The following is a 16,199-nucleotide window of genomic DNA, read 5'->3' as shown; positions in this document are numbered from 1 at the left end:
GGTATTTGCCCTGTGACTTCTTTTACTTCTGAAGAACCGGCAGCGAAAAGCGTGCTGCTGACGCGTCATGAACAGCGGAGCATGGCGGTGCAGCTGCTTCTGGCGATGACCGCGTTCGGTTTGCTCCTGTGCGGCTGGATCTGGCAGTGGCTGTTCCCGCAGCAAAGCGATGTCGGGCAGATTCTGTTCGGCGTGGCGTCTTTGCTGGTGGCGGTGCCGGTATTGCGTTCGGCGATTTACAGCTTGCGCAGCCCGAGTTTGCACGGCGTTACCGATCAGCTGATTGCGCTGGCGATGCTCGGCGCGTGGGCGACCGGCGACCTGATGACCGCCGCATTGCTGCCGGGCATTATGATTTTTGGTCATATTCTGGAAGAGCGCAGTGTGATCGGTTCGCAGGAAGCCATTGATGCGCTCAGCCGTCTGACCCGCAGCCGCGCACGGCGGATTTTGCCCGATGGTGAGATTGAAGAGATCGACAACCATCAGCTGCGAACCGGCGACCGGGTTGAAGTCCGAGCTGGCGACCGGCTGCCCGCCGACGGGCGTATCATCTCCGGCAGTGCCAGTCTGGATACCGCGCCTATCACTGGCGAATCCGTGCCACAGGAAGCCCGTGCAGGAGACGATGTTTTTGGTGGTGCCATTAATCTCGACGGATTACTGTCTGTTGAAGTCACGCGAACCGGCGCGGATGCCACGCTGGGTAAAGTGATTGCGCTGATGCAAAAAGCTGAACATGCCAAACCGCCGATCACCCGTCTGCTCGAGCGTTATGCCGGGCAATATCTGGTGCTGATTTTGCTGATCGCGGCGGCGACCTGGTTCATCACGCGCGATGCACACGCCATGCTGGCGGTGCTGGTGGCGGCCTGTCCATGTGCGCTGGTGCTTTCCGCACCCGCCACTGCAATTGCCGGTATTGCTGTCGCGGCGCGTCACGGGATCCTGATTCGCAGCTCTGCTTTTCTGGAAGAACTGGCCGATCTCAACGCCATTGTGGTGGATAAAACCGGCACGCTGACGCACGGCGAACTGCATCTGCAACAAACGGTGCTGGAAGAAAACGAATCCCCGGACGCGGCGCTTGTTCTGGCGGCCAGTCTCGGCGCGGCCAGCAGCCATCCGGTCAGCCGCGCGCTGGCGAAGATATTTCCTCGCGAACAATATTTACCACTGGAAGAGTTTTCAGAACAGCAGGGCATGGGCGTGCGGGCGCAAACTGCGCAGGGCGAGGCATTGCTGGGTCGTCCGGCGTTTTTCAGTCAGAACAACGTCGCAGTGAGTGATGTCCCTGAGCATGACGGGCCGCTGGTCGGTCTGGCGCTGGACGGGCGTTTTCTTGGCTGGTTGCTGCTGGCAGATTCTTTACGGCCTGAAGCGCAGACTGCGTTAGCCGAACTGCGTCAGCTGGGGCTGCGACGACAGCTTTTACTGACCGGTGATCGCGCCAGTGTGGCGCATCGTATTGCCGGTGAACTGGGCATTAGTGATGTGGTCGCTCAGGCTTTACCGGAAGATAAACTGCATCAGGTCTCCGCTGAAATTGCCCAGGGCTACCGTCCGATGGTGGTCGGTGACGGCATCAATGATTCTCTGGCGCTGAAGGCTGGCGTGGTGGGGATTGCGATGGGCGCAGGCGGCAGTGATATCGCGCTGGCCTCTGCCGATGTGGTGCTGATCGGCAGCGATTTACGTCGTCTCGGCACGTGTGTGCGCCTGAGCCGTGCGTGCCGCCGGACGCTGAAAATCAACGTATTCATCGGACTGGGCTGGACGCTGGTGGTGATGGCTGCTGCTGCAATGGGATTGCTCGGCGTGGCGGGCGTACTGATCGCCGCATTGCTGCATAACCTCAGCACGTTGCTGGTGCTGGGTAATGCAGGGCGGTTATTGCGTTTCGACGAGCCGCTCTGAACGTCTGGATTTTGTTCTTCTGTTCATATAAAGAAAACGGGCGCAAAAGGTTGCGCCCGCTGGTCGGTCATCTTGCTTGCCGGAAACGCGCGTTAAAGCTCTGCTTTGAAGGTGTGCAGACGACGCATGGTTTTTTCAAGACCTTCCTTCATCAGCAATTCAGTGCAGCGCAATGATTCATCAATCGCATCATCAATCAGCTTCTGTTCACTGGCTGGCGGCTTGCCCAGCACAAATCCCACCACTTTGCTTTTATCGCCCGGGTGGCCGATTCCGATACGCAAACGGTAGAAATTCGGGTTGTTACCGAATTTGCTCTGAATATCTTTCAGACCGTTGTGACCGCCATTACCACCGCCTAGTTTGATTTTCGCCATGCCCGGCGGGATATCCAGCTCGTCATGCGCGACCAGAATCTCATCCGGCTCGATGCGGTAGAACTGCGCCATCGCCAGAACCGCTTTGCCGCTGAGGTTCATAAAGGTGGTCGGCACCAGCAGACGGACGTCCTGACCTGCCAGCGACAGACGCGCGGTGTAACCAAAGAACTTACTTTCTTCTTTCAGTTGCTGGTTGTGCTGGCGGGCGAGAAGATCAACATACCAGGCGCCTGCGTTATGGCGGGTCTGGGCGTATTCTGCGCCGGGATTGGCCAGTCCAACGATCAATTTAATGCTGCTCACGATTTTCGCTTCTTTATCCGGTGAGGTTTAGCGGGCTAGTTTACCTGTCGCGTTTCACTGTGCCAAACATCACAAAGAATAATTCGTGCCAGTTACGCAAAATATTGAATAGTTCATTGTGATGACTATTAACCTTTCGAACCTATATGTCTGGAAAACGTAAAGTTTTGTCGGTCAATGTTCTCTCTCTGTGATCGCTGCCGCAAAGTGAACCGGATGGGACGTCTATAGTTAAAGGCAGGAAAAGACAAGACAGCAATGATGCTAAGACTATCGACAATTGGAGGTGACTTATGAAACGTAAAACCGCACGAATGATCGGCAATGGCCTGATGGGACTCGGTTTACTCACAATGGTCGGTGGTGTTGGTTATTCGATTTTGAACCAGATGCCTGAACTCGGGTTGCCGCAATTTCTGGCCCATGGCGCGATCGGCAGTATTTTCGTCGGTGCTATTTTATGGGTGGCAGGAGCGAGAGTCGGCGGGCATGAACGCGTCGCAGACCGTTACTGGTGGGTACGCCACTTTGATTCGCGCTGCGCGAACAGCAAATCGCATCGCCATTCCTGAGTCTCCTAAACAAAGTTAACAAAGTTTTATAAACAACGTTTTATAAACAATATTTTATAAAGAATAAAAAAACCGTTGTCGCTCACGCGATAACGGTTTTTTGCATTTCTGTTAATGGCAAAACGCATTCAGGCAAAACAAAACGCCCCTGAAACAGGGGCGTGATGATTAATGCTCGAACATCGCAGAAATGGATTCTTCGTTGCTGATGCGGCGGATAGCCTCAGCCAGCATGCCTGACAGGGTCAGGGTGCGCACTTTTTTCAGTGCGCGGATTTCTGCGGACAGCGGAATGGTGTCGCACACAATCACTTCGTCGATGACGGAGTTCTTGATGTTTTCCACTGCATTGCCGGAGAAAATCGGGTGGGTAGCGTAAGCGAATACGCGTTTAGCACCGCGTTCTTTCAGTGCTTCAGCGGCTTTACACAGCGTACCACCGGTATCGATCATATCATCGACCAGTACACAGTCACGGCCAGCTACGTCACCGATAATGTGCATCACCTGAGAAACGTTTGCGCGTGGACGACGTTTATCGATGATAGCCATGTCGGTATCGTTCAGCAGTTTTGCTACGGCACGGGCGCGAACAACACCGCCGATGTCCGGAGAAACCACAATCGGGTTTTCCAGGTTTTGTTGCAGCATGTCTTCGAGCAGAATAGGGCTGCCGAACACGTTGTCTACAGGTACATCGAAGAAGCCCTGAATTTGCTCTGCATGCAGGTCTACAGTCAGAACACGGTCAACGCCAACGCTCGACAGGAAGTCAGCAACAACTTTAGCGGTGATTGGCACTCGGGCAGAACGCACCCGGCGATCCTGACGTGCATAGCCGAAGTAAGGAATAACGGCTGTGATACGACCAGCGGAGGCGCGGCGTAAGGCATCAACCATGACGACCAGTTCCATCAGGTTATCGTTAGTAGGCGCGCAGGTGGACTGGATAATGAAAATATCTCCGCCACGTACATTTTCGTTAATTTGCACGCTTACTTCACCGTCGCTGAAACGACTGACGGCGGCGTCACCAAGGCTGGTGTATAAACGGTTGGCAATACGTTGTGCTAGTTCCGGGGTGGCGTTACCAGCAAAAAGCTTCATATCAGGCACGAGAAGAACCTCAGGCTTGCGTCCAGGGAAGACATTGGCTTTTGGTACCACCGGGCGGTGAGCGGTACCAAAGCATTATGCTCACGATACTTCTAAATCTTACTACTTAAATCTGTTGAATAATTGGCTGGCAAAGAACAGACACAAAACTGCTGTGACTCTCTACGCTTTGCCCGCAGTTCTCAACCAGACTTCGCGAAAACGGTGCAACGGCGAGATATTAACACCTTGCGCGACAAAACCCCGACTCCACGATGGCATTTTGTCCAAAACCTGACGGGCGGCAGACTCTGTGTCAAATTCTGCAAACACACAAGCACCTGTCCCGGTCAGTCGCGACGGCGCGTATTCTAACAGCCAAGAAAGTAGCTGTTCAACCTCGTAAAAACGTTTTCTCGCAATCGGTTCGCAATCATTTGCGTAAGGCGTGTCCAAAAGCACATTAACAGGGCGTTTTGGTGTATTTCTGGTCAGCTCGGGATCGCCGAAAATCACCGGCGTTGGAATACTGACGCCCGGATGTGCAATCAGATACCATCTTTCCGCCGGTTCGACCGGCTGTAAAATCTCGCCGATGCCTTCGGCGAAGGCGGCATGGCCCATCACAAACACCGGCACATCCGCGCCCAGCGTTACACCCAGTTGCGCCAGTTCAGTATCGGAAAACCCGCAATTCCAGATCGTATTCAGCGCCACCAGCACGGTCGCAGCGTTAGAAGAACCGCCGCCCAGACCGCCGCCCATCGGAATACGTTTTTGCAGCGCAATATCGGCTCCCTGAGGCGTGCCCGCATGCTGCTGCAATAAACGCGCGGCGCGCACCACCAGATTATCTTCGGCAGCCACACCCTCAACCGGGGTGGTCAGGACGATGTCGCCGTCGTCACGAACGTTAAAACTCAGGCTGTCACCGTAATCGACAAACTGAAACAGCGTCTGCAAATCATGGTAGCCATTCGGACGCTGTCCGGTGATATAAAGGAACAAATTGAGTTTAGCCGGAGAAGGCCACAATTGCTGCGTCATCTCAGTTTAGCGTCCAGTTATCCATTTTCAGTTTGATACGCTGTTCGCCCTGAGTCATTTCCAGACGCTGCGGCAGGGAAGGTTTAGCGTCATCGTCATAGCTCTGATAGACCACAGTGCCCGCTTTGCCGTTCTGCGTGAATTTAACCTGAGACAGACGGTACTGGCTGTCGAGCGTGAAATCGGTGCCATCACCTGGCAGGCCAAGCATCCAAAGACGCAGATTAGCCAGCGGGATCGACATGCCGGTCAGCTTCTGGATCATGTCATCTGGATTATCACTGGTGTAGCGTTTGCCTTCATTATTGGTCAGCTGCGCAATACCGCTTTGCACTTTAAGCTCCATTTCGGTGCTGCCCAGCGGATTGGTCAGCAATAAACGGTAGCTGTCCGGGGAATATTGTTGCCAGAAGAAGCGGGCATAGACTTTCTGTTTATCGGAAAGATAAGCGAAAGAACCGCGGGTCTGATAATGCTCAAGCTGTTTAACCTGAGCTTCATGTTCACGCCACTGCGGAGAAGTCGGGCTGGTCGCCGGGCCTTTCGGCGCGTTAATCGAACAGGCGGCAAGCACTAAGCTTGCAAGTGGAAGAAGGCGGACAAAGTGTGCTTTACGCATTGGCATAACAGATAAAATCCTTTGTGCTTTGGCGAAATGGGATGCCAGGGCAAATGTGGCGTGCGTCAGTTTAGCACAGCAGAAGCGTTGGATGATCTCAACCCAGCGCAGATGATCGGCGATTGTGTTTCAATGTCGTAATTGCCTGTGTCACTAAATAAGCTGACAGCGCGGAGATCATGATGGCTGAAGTATAAAAAATTCTCTCCCCGGAGGCGTACAAGGTCGGAGATAAACCGAGCATGACTGTTCCTGAAAAAGAGCATATATAGATTATCAACAACGTTTTTCTCTGATTTTGTTTTAGACCCAGGTAAAGGGTTGCGCAAGTCAGCAGAGAAATAACCGCGAGACCAAAGACCCGCAGGAAAGACGTAAATCCAAGTACTGTTACCGGAGTAAAAATTTTCACCGTTGTATGAGGCATAACGAAAGGAATAACTCGATTCAACATGAATAAAGATACTGTGACAAAAAACAAGATTAGCGCGAGGTATTTAGCGGTCTTATTTTCTGTGATTAAGAACAATGAGCCATACATTAAAATGAAAACGACGGGCTGTATAATAGTTAGCTGATCGAATGAGAGATTAATCCCAAGCAATAATTTTGAGATTAACCCTAAGCTCATAAAATCAGGGTACTGATTATGAACTTCAGAGATAAAACGCACCTCGTTGCCCGGGCAGGTCAGGATGTAGACCAGAACGAGAAGTGTCAAAATAAGCGATGGCAAGGTGATTTTCAGGGTACGTTCGAAACGAAGTGCCAGTACAGATACCAGTAAAATCACATTTGCGACAATGACCTGTTCGTTAAATGATGAAAGGAAAAAGGCCAGTGAAGCAACCCAAAGGACGGGGGTGCTTTGTTTTTGAGTAGTAAAGAATTTTATTAATGAAAAACCAAGCAATGACAATGCGACAGGCCAAAGATAGTTGATGGAACCTGTCATCCATAACGCCCCGTCTTTAAGAAAACCTTTCTTTAATGCACACATCAAGGTAAACAGGAATACTGCCGATGAGGCAAGTGCTTGTCTGGAATTAGCAGATGTCAGGTAAGCGACACAGCTGAAAGTTAATCCGATAAACAAAGAATTTAATACGGACCAGACTATTTTATGATTGATGACTGTGACTAAAGCATATTCAATCACGGTTCTGGATGACCAGTTATGGTAGCGGAAAATAAGCCAGTTAAGGGTATTTGATTCTTTTGCCACCTGCGAAAAGAAAAAATCATCGGACTGGTGATGAATGCCGCTGATGTTTAGATAGGCAACGGCGATAACAAATCCCGCAAAGAAAATTTTTATTACTGTCCGGTTCAGACCGCTTGTTTCCATGGTAGGTCTCAGTTCTGGTTTTGATGAGGTGATGTTAGGGGAACTGAAAAATAATTTGTATGAATATTTCGATTTTAGGCATTAGCGGAAATGCTTGACAGATAATTTTACGACTGCTGTCCGGCACTTGATTCTCCGGTTGGGCTTCCTAAGTGGCTGGCAGCACGTACGAGCTTTTTGGTCATCACAGCGGCTTAATCAGAAATAAACCCACATCATATTTAACCGAAGGTGCTGTTCGCCTTTTATTGATCTCGCGCATCTTGTAGAATGCGCAGCAGACGTAAACCCATACTATTATAAAGTATAAGCCGATAACCGCTCCCGATATGACCCTGCTTGCATTAGGTATCAACCACAAAACAGCCCCGGTGTCTCTGCGTGAACGGGTAACATTTTCACCCGAGACTCTCGATCAGGCGCTTTCCAGTCTGCTCCAGCAACCGCTGGTGCAGGGCGGAGTCGTGTTGTCTACCTGTAACCGCACTGAGTTGTATCTCAGCGTTGAGCAGCAGGAAAATCTGCAGGAACAGCTGGTTAAGTGGTTATGCGATTACCATCATCTGAGTGAAGATGAAGTCCGCAAAAGCCTTTACTGGCATCATGATAATGAAGCCGTCAGCCATCTGATGCGCGTCGCAAGCGGACTGGATTCGCTGGTTCTCGGTGAGCCGCAAATTCTCGGGCAGGTGAAGAAAGCCTTTGCGGAATCGCAAAACGGTCAGGCCGTTTCCGGTGAACTTGAACGTCTGTTCCAGAAATCCTTCTCGGTGGCCAAGCGTGTCCGTACTGAAACGGATATCGGTGCCAGCGCCGTTTCTGTGGCGTTTGCCGCCTGTACGCTGGCGCGTCAGATTTTTGAATCCCTTTCAGATGTGAATGTGTTGCTGGTCGGTGCGGGTGAAACCATCGAACTGGTTGCGCGTCATCTTCATCAGCATAATGTGCGTCACATGATGATTGCCAACCGTACGCGCGAACGTGCGCAGTCGCTGGCGACGGAAGTGAACGCGGAAGTGATCAGCCTGCAGGATATCGATTCCCGCCTCGCTGAAGCCGACATCATAATCAGTTCCACCGCCAGTCCGTTGCCGATTATCGGTAAAGGTATGGTCGAGCGTGCATTAAAAGCCCGCCGTAACCAGCCAATGCTGATGGTGGATATAGCCGTTCCGCGTGATATCGAACCGGAAGTCGGCAAACTGGCGAACGTCTATCTGTACAGCGTCGATGACCTGCACAGCATTATTCAAAACAATCTTGCACAACGCAAAGCGGCGGCCATTCAGGCTGAAACTATCGTGGAGCAGGAGAGTTCAAACTTCATGGCCTGGCTGCGTTCGCAGGGAGCCGTTGAAATTATTCGTGATTATCGCTCACGTGCTGATATTATTCGCGCCGACGCACAAGCAAAAGCTCTCGCCGCCATTGCGCAGGGCGCTGACGTCGAAGCGGTGATCCATGAATTAGCCCATAAATTGACAAACCGCCTTATTCACGCGCCAACCCGTTCTCTGCAACAGGCAGCCAGCGACGGTGATGTGGAGCGTTTGCAAATTTTACGCGACAGCCTCGGGCTGGGTCAGCAATAGTTCTCCTTTTCTCACAGGGTTAAACACCACGCATGAAGCCTTCTATTGTTGCCAAACTGGAAGCGTTACAAGAGCGCCACGAAGAAGTGCAGGCGATGCTTGGCGATGCCAGCGTCATTGCCGATCAGGATAAATTCCGCAGTCTTTCCCGCGAATATTCACAGTTAACGGCTGTTTCTGAATGTTTTCTGGCCTGGCGTAAGGCACAGGAAGATTTAGAAACCGCTGAGATGATGCTCAACGATCCTGCTCTTAATGATAAAGAAATGCGCGAAATGGCGCAGGATGAGATCAAAGAGTGCAAAGCCAATATCGAAGAACTCGAAGAAAAATTACAGCTTCTGTTACTGCCAAAAGATCCGGACGATGAACGCGGTTGTTTCCTGGAAATTCGTGCTGGAACCGGCGGTGATGAGGCGGCTATTTTCGCCGGTGACTTATTCCGTATGTACAGCCGCTACGCCGAAATGCGTCGCTGGCGTGTAGAGATCGTGAGCGCCAGTGAAGGTGAGCACGGCGGTTATAAAGAAGTGATCGCCAAAATCAGTGGCGAAGGTGCTTACGGCCAGTTCAAATTTGAGTCAGGTGGTCATCGCGTTCAGCGTGTACCGGAAACCGAATCTCAGGGGCGTATTCATACCTCCGCCTGTACCGTGGCGGTGTTGCCTGAAATACCTGAAGCCGAACTGCCAGAAATCAACGCCGGTGATTTGCGTATCGATACGTTCCGTTCATCGGGCGCGGGCGGTCAGCACGTTAATACCACCGATTCGGCTATCCGTATTACGCACATTCCCACCGGTATCGTGGTGGAATGTCAGGACGAACGTTCTCAGCACAAAAACAAAGCCAAAGCGATGTCAGTGCTGGGAGCGCGTATCCGTGCTGCTGAAATGGCGAAACGTCAGGCTGAAGAGTCTTCAACGCGCCGTAACCTGCTCGGCAGTGGCGATCGTTCAGACCGTAACCGCACCTACAATTTCCCGCAGGGTCGCGTTACCGATCACCGTATCAACCTGACTATTTATCGTCTGGATGAAGTGATGGAAGGTAAACTGGACAGTCTTATCCAGCCGATCGTGCAGGAGTATCAGGCCGATCAGCTCGCCGCACTTTCAGAGCAGGATTGATGGATTTTCAGTCCTGGCTGCGTGACGCCACCGGTCGTCTGGCTGCGGGTGAAAGCCCGAAGCGTGATGCTGAAATCCTGCTCGGCTTTGTGACTGGTCGGGCAAGAACTTTCATCATAGCTTTTGGTGAAACACAGCTTTCTGCTGAACAGCTTCAACAGCTCGAAACCCTGCTGGCGCGACGTGAGCAGGGTGAGCCGGTTGCGTATCTGACCGGAGAACGCGAATTCTGGTCGCTGCCTCTCTCTGTTTCTCCTGCCACATTAATTCCTCGTCCTGATACCGAATGTCTGGTCGAACAGGCGCTGGAACGTCTGCCGTCTGAACCTGTCAGTATTCTCGATTTAGGAACCGGCACCGGTGCCATCGCGCTGGCTTTAGCCAGTGAACGGCCTGACTGCCAGGTCACCGGGATTGATCTGCAACCCGATGCTGTCAGTCTGGCGCAACACAATGCACAGAAGTTAAGTATCCTGAATGCGCAGTTTTCGCAGGGCAGCTGGTTTACGCCGGTTGCCGGAGAACGCTTTGCGCTGATTGCCAGTAATCCCCCTTATATTGATGCCACGGACTCGCATCTGTTTCAGGGAGATGTGCGTTTTGAGCCCGCGAGCGCACTGGTGGCAGATAATGCCGGTCTGGCTGATCTCGCACATATTATTGCCGCTGCACCCGCGTATCTTCAGAAAGGCGGCTGGTTATTGCTTGAACATGGCTGGCAACAGGCGGCGGATGTACAAAGACTTTTCCTGGATGCCGGCTATCAGCAGGTGATGACCATCAAAGATTATGGCGGGAATGATCGTGTCAGCCTCGGACAATGGCAGCCATAACGACGCATCATCAATTTCTAAGAACATCACTCTTTAAGAACAACTGACAGAAAGGAAACAGACAATGGCGTCGTATGTCTGGATTAAAAATCTGCATTTGCTGACAATCACGCTGAGCATTACGCTGTTTGTCCTGCGATTTTTTTGGAAATGGGCGGGTTCTGCTATGATGCAGAAACGCTGGGTGAAGGTTGTTCCACATATTGTGGATACTTTACTGCTATTAAGTGGTATTTCGCTTATCTTCATCACACACTTTTATCCGTTCAGCCCACAGGGAACCTGGCTGACCGAAAAGATTTTTGGCGTTATTATCTATATTGCGTTGGGTTTTGTAGCCCTGAGCAAGCGACCAGTGAGTCAGAAAACCCGCTGGCTGGCCTTTATCCTGGCGCTTGCTTGCCTGTATGTGATTCTTAAACTGGCGCTGACGAAAATACCGCTGCTAATGGGATAACTATGAGTACCCTTGCTGATTTTGAATTTAACACCGCCCGGCTCAGTGCCGGGGTGATCAAAGTAACAGAATCCGTGCGTTTTGATTTTAATCCGGACGAAGTTCGCCATCAGTTGCAATTGCTGGTTGATGAAGCGCGCAGCGTCGTTCCTGCGGATCTTGATCAGGATCAGCAGCTCGAAGTGTTGATTGAACTGTTTTACCGTACCTGGGGTTTTGGTGGCGCGGGGGGCGTTTATCGCCTGTCTGACGCCATATGGATAGACAAAGTATTGTCATCACGCCAGGGAACCCCGGTTTCGCTGGGGGTGATTTTCCTGCATATCGCGCATGAGCTTGATCTGCCGCTAATGCCGGTTATTTTCCCGACACAACTTATCATGCGTGCCGACTGGCTCGATGAAGAAATGTGGCTGCTCAATCCTATCAACGGCGACACGCTCAATGAACACATGCTCAATGTGTGGCTGAAAGGCAATCTGGGCGTGACGGCGGAAATCGAAGATGATGATCTCGATGAAGCGGAAAACACGCTTATCGTGCGTAAAATGCTCGACACGCTTAAAGCCGCACTGATGGAAGAAAAACAGTTTGAACTGGCTCTTCGTGCCAGTGAAACCGTATTACAGTTCGACCCGGAAGACCCGTATGAAATCCGTGACCGTGGGCTGATTTACGCCCAGCTGGAATGTGATCATGTGGCGATCAACGATCTTAACTATTTCGTTGAACAGTGCCCGGAAGACCCGATTTCAGAAGTGATTAAAGTGCAGATCCACTCGATTGAGCACAAGCAAGTGACACTGCATTAATTTATAATTACCTCTCGTTCCATCTGATAAATGTTGATAAAACAGCCAGTTGTGGCAGATTCAGATGAAGGATTTTTTACTAAAAGGCCAAAGTATGAAACATAAAGTGGTTAGCATTCAGGACATCAAAGTCGCCAACGATCTGCCGTTTGTGTTGTTCGGCGGGATGAACGTACTGGAATCTCGCGATATGGCGATGCGCGTCTGTGAACATTACGTCACCGTGACCCAGAAACTCGGTATTCCTTACGTGTTCAAAGCGTCTTTCGATAAAGCCAACCGCTCATCTATTCATTCTTACCGCGGTCCGGGCCTGGATGAAGGCATGAAAATCTTCCAGGAACTGAAAAAAGCTTTCGGTGTAAAAATCATTACTGACGTTCATGAATCCTGGCAGGCACAGCCTGTTTCTGAAGTGGTTGACGTGATCCAGCTGCCAGCGTTCCTGGCGCGTCAGACTGATCTGGTTGAAGCCATGGCGAAAACCGGCGCAGTCATTAACGTGAAAAAACCACAATTCGTCAGCCCGGGTCAGATGGGTAACATCGTTGATAAATTCAAAGAGGGCGGCAACGATCAGGTTATCCTGTGCGATCGCGGCAGCAACTTTGGTTACGACAATCTGGTTGTCGACATGCTGGGCATGAACGTAATGATCAACGCCACTGGCGGTCATCCGGTCATCTTCGACGTGACTCACGCTCTGCAAACCCGTGACCCGTTTGGCGCAGCATCCGGCGGTCGTCGTGCTCAGGTAGCAGAACTGGCACGCGCAGGTATGGCGGTCGGTATTGCAGGCCTGTTCATCGAAGCGCACGAAGATCCGGAACACGCGAAATGCGACGGTCCTTCTGCATTGCCGCTGGACAAACTGGAGCCGTTCCTGGTGCAAATGAAAGCTATCGACGATCTGGTGAAAAGCTTCCCGGCACTCGATACCAGCAAATAATCTGTCTCAGCCAGATAAAACAAAGGCGACCTTCGGGTCGCCTTTTTCGTTTAGTGGTGATTGTGAAGGGCATCCTGCAGAGAACTATAGAAACTGAGTTTTCCTTCAACCGGATGCATTCTGGCACGGGCCATAGTTTTCAGGGGCTGGAAGGGGATTTCGGCAAGCCGCAGTTCGGTACCTTCCGGTAAGCCGTCGATATAGTGCTGCAACGCGTTAACACCACCGGCATCGAGAACAGCCACACGATCCCACAGCAAGACAATCACTTGCTTACCGGAACTGCGTGCCTGTAATTCACTGAACAGGCGCTCAGCCGCAGCGAAGAACAGCGGACCGTTAACACGCAGTACCAGCGTATTTTCCGCCGTTTCGCCAGGGACTTCCGTCAACCGCGTCAGTTTCGCTATCCGACGCATAAACAGTAAAGACGCCATCACGATACCGGCAGTAATGGCAATCACCATATCAAACAGCACCGTCAGGCTCATGCAGGTCAGCATCACCAGAATGTCGTCTTTCGGTGCGCGGCGCAGGATATCCACCACTTTATGCGCCTCGCTCATATTCCACGCCACCATCAGCAGCAGCGCGGCCATCGCTGCCAGCGGTAACCATGAAAGCAGCGGCGCGAGAATAAGCAGGGCGAGGATCACCAGCAACGAGTGGATCACCGCAGACACCGGCGATGTCGCACCGGCACGAACGTTAGCGGCGGATCGGGCAATGGCTGCCGTGGCGGTAATGCCGCCAAAGAACGGGCTGACCATATTGCCAATACCCTGACCGATCAGCTCATTGTCCGAATGGTGTTTCTTGCCGGTCATCCCATCGAGAACCACGGCGCACAGTAACGATTCAATTGCGCCGAGCATTGCCATGGAGAACGCAGCGGGCAGCAGCGCCTGCACCAGAGACCAGCTCAGTCCGCTGCCATCGGGTTGAGTCCACGGCAGGGCGAATTGCGGCAAGATAGGCGGGATGCCGTTACCTTGCGAGCCATCCGGTAACAGGAAATGAAAGCGGGAACCGATAGTCGCAACCGGATGTCCGGCCTGCATGAAAATCGCCATTACCGCGCAACCTGCCAGCAGCGCCGGAAGATGGCCGGGAACGCGCAATCCCAGTTTCGGCCAGAGGATTAAGACCCCGAGCGTCACAATGCCAATCGCCGCATCACCCATATCCAGCGTCGGCAATGCCATCACCAGCGCGGCCACTTTACTCAGATAATGTTCAGGTACCGTCGCCATCGTCAGACCAAAGAAATCCTTGAACTGCATCGTCCCGATGGTAATCGCAATGCCGGAGGTAAACCCGAGCGTGACGGGCAACGGGATATACTCAATCAGCCTGCCAAAACGCGCCAGCCCCATCAGCAGCAGCATAAAGCCGGACATCAGTGTCGCCAGCAACAGGCCGGATAAGCCGAATTGCTGCGAAACCGGATAGAGGATCACCACGAATGCCGCGGTCGGGCCTGATACGCTAAAACGAGAGCCGCCGAAGATAGCGATAATTATCCCGGCTACCGCTGAGGTATAAAGCCCGTATTGCGGCGGAACGCCACTGCCAATGGCCAGCGCCATCGCAAGAGGGATAGCGATAATCCCGACAGTTACGCCCGCAATGGCGTCTTTGAGTAAACGTTGAAAGGTATATTTTTCACGAAAACAGGCGTCGGTCAGAGCACTGAAAAGTCTGATGCGGCGACTTCCTGAGATATTCATAGGGCGTAAACCACCTGGGGAGAATAATTGATAATAACCCGGTATTCCGTCACCGGAAAAGTCATAGCCTACGCCGGTCTGACTCGGGTTACGTAGATATAAATCAAGACTCGATAACACTTTCCTGCGTAGTCTTCGTTTTATTGTAACGGGTGGCAATGTGATGTGCCGCCAGTTATTTCACATACGAATACGATGAAGGCATTCATCATCTATATTTATGTTAATACCCGTGAATCGACAGGTAATAGCGTGAGAGGTCGCATTTAATTATGCCGGATATATTTTCGCTGACCAGCCTGTATGCGGATATTTGTGTCACGTACGCCACGCTTTCGGTCAGCTTTTTTGTCCTCAGCCGCAGTGAGCCTTTTACCTTCAAAGGGTCGTACTGGAAACGGCTGGCCTTCGGCCTGGTGGCGGGCATCACGTCGCTCTATTTGCGGGGCAATCAGCTGGCGCTAACGGACAGCCTTTCGTTTAGTTTTGAAATGTTGCCGATGATTTTAGTGACTTTTTTCGGCGGCTGGCTCAGTGGGCTATCCAGTTATGTCGTGGCATTTTTCTTCAGCGGTATGTTCACGCTTAATAATCTCTTTATCGCAATAATCCTCTGCACCCTGTTTTTATTCCGTGTCTGGCAACGGCGGAAACACCGTGAACTTTACATTACTATTGTGCTGATCGGTATTTTCCGTCTGGCGCTGGTTTCAGGATTGCATGGCATTAAGGTGCCGTGGACGGCGCTGATTTGTTATCAGCTGGTGGCAGCTTTCTGCATGATCCTTTGTTATCACGCGCTGAATTATAAAGAAATCTACATGAGCAAAGTGTTCACCATCCGCGTGAAAGCGGCGACTGATGAACTGACGCAAATTAACAACCGGGCCAGTATTGATTACTGGCTGGCGCAGCGGCAAACGCAGCGGGAAGCCTGCGGCTTAATTCTGCTCGATATCGATAACTTCAAACGGGTGAATGATACCCTCGGGCATCTGGCGGGCGATCGGGTATTAATTGAAGTAGGACGTTTATTACGCCACCTGACACGCAATGAAGATTTCGCCGGGCGCTACGGCGGCGAGGAGTTTCTGGTCATGACGTCGGCTTATGACCCGCCGACGCTGCTGGCTATAGCGGAACGCATTCGCCAGGAAGTCGAAAACTGCGTGATCATTCTGGAAGATGGCAGGGAACTTAAAGTGACGGTGTCATTGGGCGTGTCATTGTATTTGCCGGGAATGATTATCCGCAAGTCGCTAAAACTGGCGGATTTATCATTATATGAGGCCAAACGGCAGGGCAAAAACCGCGTGGTCGCCAGCTCGATCCTGACCCTGTCTACGCTCGGGACGAAACGTCATTATCCCAGAATGTAAAAAAGGAGCCTTAAAAGGCTCCCTGGGTTTGTTATC

At 51.8% G+C, this 16,199-nt stretch carries 15 protein-coding genes; 9 read left to right on the top strand and 6 right to left on the bottom strand.

Annotation, left to right across the window (positions count from 1 at the left end; genetic code table 11):
• The first annotated feature begins 12 nt into the window (after positions 1 to 12).
• Positions 13 to 1,917 carry a cation-translocating P-type ATPase gene (locus tag ACM615_RS18600; RefSeq protein ID WP_431012311.1) on the top strand — a complete coding sequence of 635 codons (1,905 nt, stop codon included), beginning with the start codon at positions 13 to 15 and terminating at the stop codon, positions 1,915 to 1,917.
• Positions 1,918 to 2,009: 92 nt separating this feature from the next.
• On the opposite strand, the gene pth is transcribed toward ACM615_RS18600, so the two are convergent.
• The gene (gene pth / locus ACM615_RS18595; RefSeq protein ID WP_037034067.1) at positions 2,010 to 2,600 is read right to left on the bottom strand and encodes an aminoacyl-tRNA hydrolase; all 591 of its coding nucleotides are present in this window, start codon (positions 2,598 to 2,600) and stop codon (positions 2,010 to 2,012) included.
• A 293-nt stretch (positions 2,601 to 2,893) separates the two neighbouring features.
• Between pth and ychH the strand changes: the two genes are divergently transcribed.
• Positions 2,894 to 3,172, top strand: a complete 279-nt coding sequence (gene ychH / locus ACM615_RS18590) for a stress-induced protein YchH (RefSeq protein ID WP_112288712.1) — start codon at positions 2,894 to 2,896, stop codon at positions 3,170 to 3,172.
• 168 nt (positions 3,173 to 3,340) lie between these two features.
• On the opposite strand, the gene prs is transcribed toward ychH, so the two are convergent.
• The 4 genes from prs to ACM615_RS18570 all read right to left on the bottom strand — a co-directional run bounded on the left by prs (position 3,341) and on the right by ACM615_RS18570 (position 7,281).
• Positions 3,341 to 4,288: a ribose-phosphate diphosphokinase gene (gene prs / locus ACM615_RS18585; protein WP_013575591.1), complete on the bottom strand. Its 948-nt coding sequence runs from the start codon at positions 4,286 to 4,288 to the stop codon at positions 3,341 to 3,343.
• 162 nt (positions 4,289 to 4,450) lie between these two features.
• Entirely contained in the window at positions 4,451 to 5,314 is an 864-nt protein-coding gene (gene ispE, locus ACM615_RS18580) for a 4-(cytidine 5'-diphospho)-2-C-methyl-D-erythritol kinase (protein ID WP_431012310.1), read from the bottom strand.
• A 1-nt stretch (position 5,315) separates the two neighbouring features.
• Positions 5,316 to 5,939 (bottom strand): lipoprotein insertase outer membrane protein LolB, encoded by a 624-nt coding sequence (lolB, locus tag ACM615_RS18575; protein ID WP_120162521.1) that lies wholly within the window; start codon positions 5,937 to 5,939, stop codon positions 5,316 to 5,318.
• A 91-nt stretch (positions 5,940 to 6,030) separates the two neighbouring features.
• Positions 6,031 to 7,281, bottom strand: a complete 1,251-nt coding sequence (locus ACM615_RS18570; protein ID WP_431012309.1) for a DUF6056 family protein — start codon at positions 7,279 to 7,281, stop codon at positions 6,031 to 6,033.
• A gap of 329 nt (positions 7,282 to 7,610) precedes the next feature.
• Between ACM615_RS18570 and hemA the strand changes: the two genes are divergently transcribed.
• From hemA to kdsA, 6 genes are all read left to right on the top strand, one after another.
• On the top strand, positions 7,611 to 8,873 hold the full coding sequence (hemA, locus tag ACM615_RS18565) for a glutamyl-tRNA reductase (RefSeq protein ID WP_120162522.1): 1,263 nt from the start codon (positions 7,611 to 7,613) through the stop codon (positions 8,871 to 8,873).
• Positions 8,874 to 8,905: 32 nt separating this feature from the next.
• The gene (gene prfA, locus ACM615_RS18560) at positions 8,906 to 10,003 is read left to right on the top strand and encodes a peptide chain release factor 1 (RefSeq protein ID WP_129638275.1); all 1,098 of its coding nucleotides are present in this window, start codon (positions 8,906 to 8,908) and stop codon (positions 10,001 to 10,003) included.
• Complete coding sequence (gene prmC, locus ACM615_RS18555; RefSeq protein WP_431012308.1) at positions 10,003 to 10,836, top strand: peptide chain release factor N(5)-glutamine methyltransferase; 834 nt, start codon at positions 10,003 to 10,005, stop codon at positions 10,834 to 10,836. Before prfA ends, prmC begins: the two co-directional genes overlap by 1 nt.
• Before the next feature lie 64 nt (positions 10,837 to 10,900).
• Complete coding sequence (locus ACM615_RS18550) at positions 10,901 to 11,293, top strand: SirB2 family protein (RefSeq protein WP_112288706.1); 393 nt, start codon at positions 10,901 to 10,903, stop codon at positions 11,291 to 11,293.
• 2 nt (positions 11,294 to 11,295) lie between these two features.
• The gene (sirB1, locus tag ACM615_RS18545; protein WP_112288705.1) at positions 11,296 to 12,105 is read left to right on the top strand and encodes an invasion regulator SirB1; all 810 of its coding nucleotides are present in this window, start codon (positions 11,296 to 11,298) and stop codon (positions 12,103 to 12,105) included.
• A gap of 94 nt (positions 12,106 to 12,199) precedes the next feature.
• Positions 12,200 to 13,054 (top strand): 3-deoxy-8-phosphooctulonate synthase, encoded by an 855-nt coding sequence (gene kdsA / locus ACM615_RS18540; RefSeq protein WP_120162524.1) that lies wholly within the window; start codon positions 12,200 to 12,202, stop codon positions 13,052 to 13,054.
• A 50-nt stretch (positions 13,055 to 13,104) separates the two neighbouring features.
• On the opposite strand, the gene dauA is transcribed toward kdsA, so the two are convergent.
• Positions 13,105 to 14,784, bottom strand: coding sequence for a C4-dicarboxylic acid transporter DauA (gene dauA, locus ACM615_RS18535; RefSeq protein WP_129638273.1), 1,680 nt, complete (start codon positions 14,782 to 14,784; stop codon positions 13,105 to 13,107).
• Positions 14,785 to 15,056: 272 nt separating this feature from the next.
• Between dauA and ACM615_RS18530 the strand changes: the two genes are divergently transcribed.
• Positions 15,057 to 16,163: a GGDEF domain-containing protein gene (locus ACM615_RS18530; protein WP_129638272.1), complete on the top strand. Its 1,107-nt coding sequence runs from the start codon at positions 15,057 to 15,059 to the stop codon at positions 16,161 to 16,163.
• Positions 16,164 to 16,199: the final 36 nt, after the last annotated feature.

The sequence above is a fragment of the Rahnella sp. PAMC25617 genome, assembly GCF_050606005.1.
Classification (GTDB): domain Bacteria; phylum Pseudomonadota; class Gammaproteobacteria; order Enterobacterales; family Enterobacteriaceae; genus Rahnella; species Rahnella variigena.
The sequence above is the reverse complement of the archived record's forward strand: the minus strand, read 5'-3'. Positions and strand labels throughout refer to the sequence as shown.

What these genes read in the sequence shown, in the direction of transcription:
- ychH (WP_112288712.1), top strand. Translation starts at nt 2,894, where the DNA reads ATGAAACGTAAAACCGCACGAATGATCGGCAATGGCCTGATGGGACTC.
- ispE (WP_431012310.1), bottom strand. Translation starts at nt 5,314, where the DNA reads ATGACGCAGCAATTGTGGCCTTCTCCGGCTAAACTCAATTTGTTCCTT.
- lolB (WP_120162521.1), bottom strand. Translation starts at nt 5,939, where the DNA reads ATGCCAATGCGTAAAGCACACTTTGTCCGCCTTCTTCCACTTGCAAGC.
- ACM615_RS18570 (WP_431012309.1), bottom strand. Translation starts at nt 7,281, where the DNA reads ATGGAAACAAGCGGTCTGAACCGGACAGTAATAAAAATTTTCTTTGCG.
- hemA (WP_120162522.1), top strand. Translation starts at nt 7,611, where the DNA reads ATGACCCTGCTTGCATTAGGTATCAACCACAAAACAGCCCCGGTGTCT.
- prfA (WP_129638275.1), top strand. Translation starts at nt 8,906, where the DNA reads ATGAAGCCTTCTATTGTTGCCAAACTGGAAGCGTTACAAGAGCGCCAC.
- prmC (WP_431012308.1), top strand. Translation starts at nt 10,003, where the DNA reads ATGGATTTTCAGTCCTGGCTGCGTGACGCCACCGGTCGTCTGGCTGCG.
- ACM615_RS18550 (WP_112288706.1), top strand. Translation starts at nt 10,901, where the DNA reads ATGGCGTCGTATGTCTGGATTAAAAATCTGCATTTGCTGACAATCACG.
- sirB1 (WP_112288705.1), top strand. Translation starts at nt 11,296, where the DNA reads ATGAGTACCCTTGCTGATTTTGAATTTAACACCGCCCGGCTCAGTGCC.
- kdsA (WP_120162524.1), top strand. Translation starts at nt 12,200, where the DNA reads ATGAAACATAAAGTGGTTAGCATTCAGGACATCAAAGTCGCCAACGAT.
- dauA (WP_129638273.1), bottom strand. Translation starts at nt 14,784, where the DNA reads ATGAATATCTCAGGAAGTCGCCGCATCAGACTTTTCAGTGCTCTGACC.
- ACM615_RS18530 (WP_129638272.1), top strand. Translation starts at nt 15,057, where the DNA reads ATGCCGGATATATTTTCGCTGACCAGCCTGTATGCGGATATTTGTGTC.